Annotated in this window: 4 protein-coding genes; 2 read left to right on the plus strand and 2 right to left on the minus strand. The window is 58.2% G+C overall.

What is annotated here, in order from left to right:
* The first annotated feature begins 274 nt into the window (after positions 1–274).
* The gene (locus tag QZL71_RS05440) at positions 275–1,537 is read left to right on the plus strand and encodes a methionine gamma-lyase family protein (protein WP_005945812.1); all 1,263 of its coding nucleotides are present in this window, start codon (positions 275–277) and stop codon (positions 1,535–1,537) included.
* A 14-nt stretch (positions 1,538–1,551) separates the two neighbouring features.
* Positions 1,552–2,730 (plus strand): pyridoxal phosphate-dependent aminotransferase, encoded by a 1,179-nt coding sequence (locus tag QZL71_RS05445; protein WP_044954209.1) that lies wholly within the window; start codon positions 1,552–1,554, stop codon positions 2,728–2,730.
* A gap of 79 nt (positions 2,731–2,809) precedes the next feature.
* Here the strand turns inward: QZL71_RS05445 and QZL71_RS05450 are convergent, their stop codons facing one another.
* Both QZL71_RS05450 and QZL71_RS05455 read right to left on the minus strand, forming a co-directional pair.
* Positions 2,810–3,250: a methylglyoxal synthase gene (locus QZL71_RS05450; RefSeq protein ID WP_005945815.1), complete on the minus strand. Its 441-nt coding sequence runs from the start codon at positions 3,248–3,250 to the stop codon at positions 2,810–2,812.
* Between the two features lie 436 nt (positions 3,251–3,686).
* Positions 3,687–4,949: a glutamate-5-semialdehyde dehydrogenase gene (locus QZL71_RS05455; RefSeq protein ID WP_294648161.1), complete on the minus strand. Its 1,263-nt coding sequence runs from the start codon at positions 4,947–4,949 to the stop codon at positions 3,687–3,689.
* Positions 4,950–4,966 lie beyond the last annotated feature (17 nt).

Here is a 4,966-nt window from a genome sequence, read left to right on the forward strand (position 1 = left end):
TCGGAAGTTTCTCTGAGGACCGTCCGCTGGGGTGGGACCCTGTTGCCCGCAGGGCAATAGGGCGGGCGATGGAATGGCCTGCAACAACAGCGACCGCCGCCAGTGGCGGAAACAGGGAGCTGTTGTTGGGGCCGCGGCCAGCGAGATGCAAGCGGATGCGAAGCAGCTGCTGGGTGCCGCAACCCGTATTTCGTGTCCGAGGAGAAAGCTGCCGACGCGTCAATTCATGTAAGCTTTATCCCAAATCATAAATTAAGGAACCGTTATAATGTCAATGCTGAACCACTTTTTCAATTACAAACCCGAAGTTCTGGCGCTGGACGAAAAGGCTATGGAGCTGTGCCAGCCCTACTTCCGCCATATGGAGGAGATCCGCGATTTTAACCAGCTCAAAATGCTGAAAGCCTTTGCGGATACCCAGATGTCCTCCACCGATATGCTGGGCACCACCGGCTACGGCCTGTGGGATACCGGCCGCGCAAAGCTGGAGCAGATCTTTGCCGAGGTGATGGGCGCAGAGGATGCCCTCGTGCGCAGCCAGTTCCAGAGCGGCACCCACACGCTGGCTGTGGCGCTGTTCGGCCTGCTGCGGGCGGGGGACACCCTGCTGGCCGCCACCGGCCGCCCCTACGATACGCTGGAAGGCGTGATCGGTCTGGACGGCAAGGGCAGGGGCACCGGCACCCTGATGGATTACGGCATCCGGTACGATGAAGCTCCGCTGAAAGCCGACTTCACCCCGGATTATGACCTGATCGCCCAAAAGGCCCCCGGTGCAAAGGTGTGCCACATCCAGCGCAGCCGCGGCTATCTGCAGCGCAATGCCTTTGATCTGGAAACGATCCGAAAAATTGCGGATACCGCCCGCGCCGCAAACCCGGACATCATTATTTTTGTGGATAACTGCTACGGCGAGTTCACCCAGACGCAGGAACCCTGTCAGATGGGCGCAGACCTTGTGGTGGGCAGCCTGATCAAGAACCCCGGCGGCGGCATCGCTCCCACCGGCGGCTATATTGCGGGCCGCAAAGACCTTGTGGAGCTGTGCGCTTACCGCCTGAATGCGCCCGGTCTCGGCAAGGATCTGGGCTGCACGCTGGAAACGCCCCGTGATATGTATCTGGGCTTCTACTATGCGCCCGGCGTGGTGTGCGAGGCCATCAAGACCGCCATTTACGCCCAGTGTATGCTGGAGCTGCTGGGCAAGAATCCAGTGCCGCGCTACTGCGACGACCACAACGACATCGTCACCTGCTTTGATGCAGGCACTGCGGATGCGCTCATCGGCTTCTGTCAGGGTATTCAGGCTGCAAGTCCCGTGGACAGCTATGCCGCCCCGGAACCTTCTCCGGAGCCGGGCTATACCGATGAGGTGGTCATGGCAAGCGGCAGCTTTACACAGGGCAGTACCATCGAGCTTTCCTGCGACGGCCCGCTGCGTGAGCCGTACACCTGCTACCTGCAGGGCGGTCTGAACTTTGCTGCCAGCCGTGCAGGCGTGCTGCTGGCCATCCAGAAGGCTTATTTTAAGGACTGAAAAGAGGAGAGCGCATGCCTGTTTTAAGTGACCGTGTGGGTACCTTCACAGATTCTGTCATCCGCCGCATGACTCGCATCAACAATCAGTACGACTCCATCAACCTTTCGCAGGGCTTCCCGGATTTTGACCCGCCGAAGCAGCTGCTGGACGCTCTGGCCGAAACAGCTTACAAAGGCCCGCACCAGTACGCTGTGACCTTTGGCGCGCAAAACTTCCGCGAGGCGCTGGCAAAAAAGACCAGCCCTGCTCTGCACCACGAAGTAGACCCCAACACCGAGATCTGCGTGACCTGCGGCAGCACTGAGGCCATGATGGCAGCCATGATGACCATCTGCAACCCCGGCGACAAGGTGATGATCTTCTCACCGTTCTACGAGAACTACGGTGCCGATGCCATTCTTTCGGGCGCGGAACCCATCTATATCCCGCTGGTGCCGCCCACCTATGAGTTTGATATCAGCCTGATCGAAAAGGGCTTTGCCGAGGGTGCTAAGGCGCTGATCCTGTGCAACCCCTCCAATCCCTGCGGCAAGGTGTTCCGCCGCGACGAGCTGGAAGCCATTGCAAAGCTGGCCATCCAGTACGATGCCTTTGTGGTGACGGATGAGGTGTACGAGCATATCATCTATGCGCCGGCAGAGCATATCTGCATGGCAAGCCTGCCCGGCATGTTTGAGCACACCATCACCTGCAACTCGCTCTCCAAGACTTACTCCATCACGGGCTGGCGTCTGGGCTATCTGATCGGACCCGCAGAGGTCATTGAGGGCGCGCGCAAGGTGCACGACTTCCTCACTGTGGGTGCGGCTGCACCCCTGCAGGAGGCCGCTGTGGCCGGTTTGGAGATGCCCGCCAGCTATTACAAAGAGCTGCAGGCCCTTTACACCGAAAAGCGCGATCATTTTCTGGCTGGGCTGGACCGTGTGGGGCTGAAGCACAATGTTCCGCAGGGCACCTATTTTGTGATGATCGATATTTCCGATTTTCTGGCGCTGCCCCAGTTCAAGGGCTGGACCGACCTGCAGTTCTGTGAGTGGATGATCCGGGAAGTGGGCGTGGCCGCTGTGCCTGGCTCCAGCTTCTTCCGGGAGCCGGTGAACCACCTGATCCGGATGCACTTTGCCCGCGGCACCGATGTGCTGGACGAAGCCGTCCGCCGGCTGGAAAAGCTGCAGGCTTTACTGAAATAAAAAGCAAAACAAAAAACAACAGCGCCGCAGGAAGTTTCCTGCGGCGTTGTCTCTTTCCCGATACTCTATACACGATTCATCACACGGCGTGGCGCTGCACGGTGGGCATTGGCTCCACAAGAGCGGGATGCATCCCCTCGCGGTAGTCCAGGTCGCCCTGATCCATACCGCGCAGTAAGACCTCGGCGGTGGCAATGTTGGTGGCAATGGGTACGCTGTGCATATCGCACAGGCGGAGCAGATTCTGCTCGGTGATGCTGGCGGCATCCGCTTTCAGCGGGTCACGGAAGAACAACACCAAATCCACTTCGTCGCACGCAATGCGGGAAGTGATCTGCTGCACACCGCCCAAGCGCCCGGAGAGATAACAGTGCACCGGCAGGCCGGTAGTCTGCGCCAGCATCCGTCCGGTGGTACCGGTAGCAATGACTGTGTTTTTGGACAAAATGGCGCTGTAAGCAGTGCAGAACTGCAGTGCAAGCTCTTTGCGGGAATCGTGTGCAAGAATGGCGATCGTCATAGTGCTCTCTCCTTTGTTCCAAGTATAGTGTTGCGTGTGACAAACAACTTTCTCATTGGAAAGTGAAATGAAGTGAAATCGTTATCAAGCTTTTCAATATAGTTTTACCGCATCGAAATAGGGGTTGTCAAGGGGTTCTTGTACTTTTTACAAAACAAAATGGAGAAAGTAAGACTATATCTTTGTGAGAAGTGCAGAAAACTGGGATACAATCATCCATATCAGTGAGCGAACAGGAAAGGCAGATTGAAAACATAATTCAGTTTTTGTCTTTACAGAAAGAACATTTCATGGGAATAAAACAAAAATACAGGCTGGCGCAAATCGCACCAGCCTGTTTCGGAAAAAGCTTTTCAGTTTCGTTTCTAAATTATGAATATTATGGAGAAAACGCTCACTCCCGATTTCCGCACTGGAAAGGTGGGTTCAGCGGGCTTTAGCGAATCTGACCATTGCCGTGGATGATATACTTGTAGCTGCACAGCTCGGCCAGTCCCATGGGGCCGCGGGCGTGGAGTTTCTGGGTGGAAATGCCCATTTCGCACCCAAGGCCGAATTCACCGCCATCCGTAAAGCGGGTGGAACAGTTCACATACACGGCGGCGCTGTCCACTGCGGCAGTGAACAGGTCGGCATGGGCCTGTGTCTGGGTCAGGATGGCCTCGCTGTGGCCGGTGGAGTGCTCAGCAATATGCCCGATGGCCTCCTCTACGCTGTCCACGACCTTGACCGCGAGGATGTAGTCCAGAAATTCGGTGTCAAAGTCTTTTTCGCCGGCAGGCGTGCCAGCGATTATGGCGGCGGCGCGCTTATCAAGACGAAGCTCTACCGGATGCAGACCCTTTGCAATGCGGTCCGGGCCAAGCCGCTGGGCCAGACGGGGAAGAAACTCCCCGGCAATGGCAGAGTGCACAAGGCACACCTCCTCGGCGTTGCACACGCTGGGGCGGCTGGCCTTGGCGTTCTCGATGATGTCCAGAGCTTTGTCCAGATCGGCGGTGTCGTCTACGTACACATGGCAGATGCCGGTGCCGGTCTGGATGCAGGGGACCTTGGCGTTCTGAACGCAGGCACGGATCAGCCCGGCACCGCCGCGCGGGATCAGCAGATCCACATAGCCTACAGCGGTCATCAGAGCGTTGGCAGAAGCGTGGGTGGTGTCCTCGATCAGGCAGACCGCTGTCTCGGGCAGACCGGCCTTTTTCAGGCCCTGCCGCAGAACGGTGACGATGGCATGAGCACTGCGCCATGCTTCCTTGCCGCAGCGCAGGATACAGGCATTGCCGCTCTTGATGGCAAGGGCAGCGGCATCGCTGGTCACATTGGGGCGGCTCTCGTAGATAATGGCGATCACACCCATGGGCACAGCCGTCTTTTCAATGACAAGCCCGTTGGGGCGCTCCACCCGGTTCAGCACCCGGCCCACCGGGTCGGGCAGAGCGGCAACCTCGCGGATGCCCTGCGCCATGGCTTCAATGCGCGGTGCGGTCAGGGCCAGACGGTCCAGCATCACATCGCTGATGTGCCCCTTGGCCGCAGCCATATCCTCGGCGTTGGCGGCAAGGATGGCCGCCTGATCGTCTGCGCTGCACAGCGCATCTGCCATGCCCAGCAGGGCCGCATTGCGGGCGGTGTTATCGGCCAGCGCAAGGGCACTTTTGGCGCTGCGGGCGGCTTCCAGAATTTCCTGTGTGGTCATGTGTTCAGTCCTCCTTG

This window comes from uncultured Faecalibacterium sp., from assembly GCF_900066275.1.
GTDB lineage: Bacteria > Bacillota > Clostridia > Oscillospirales > Ruminococcaceae > Faecalibacterium > Faecalibacterium taiwanense.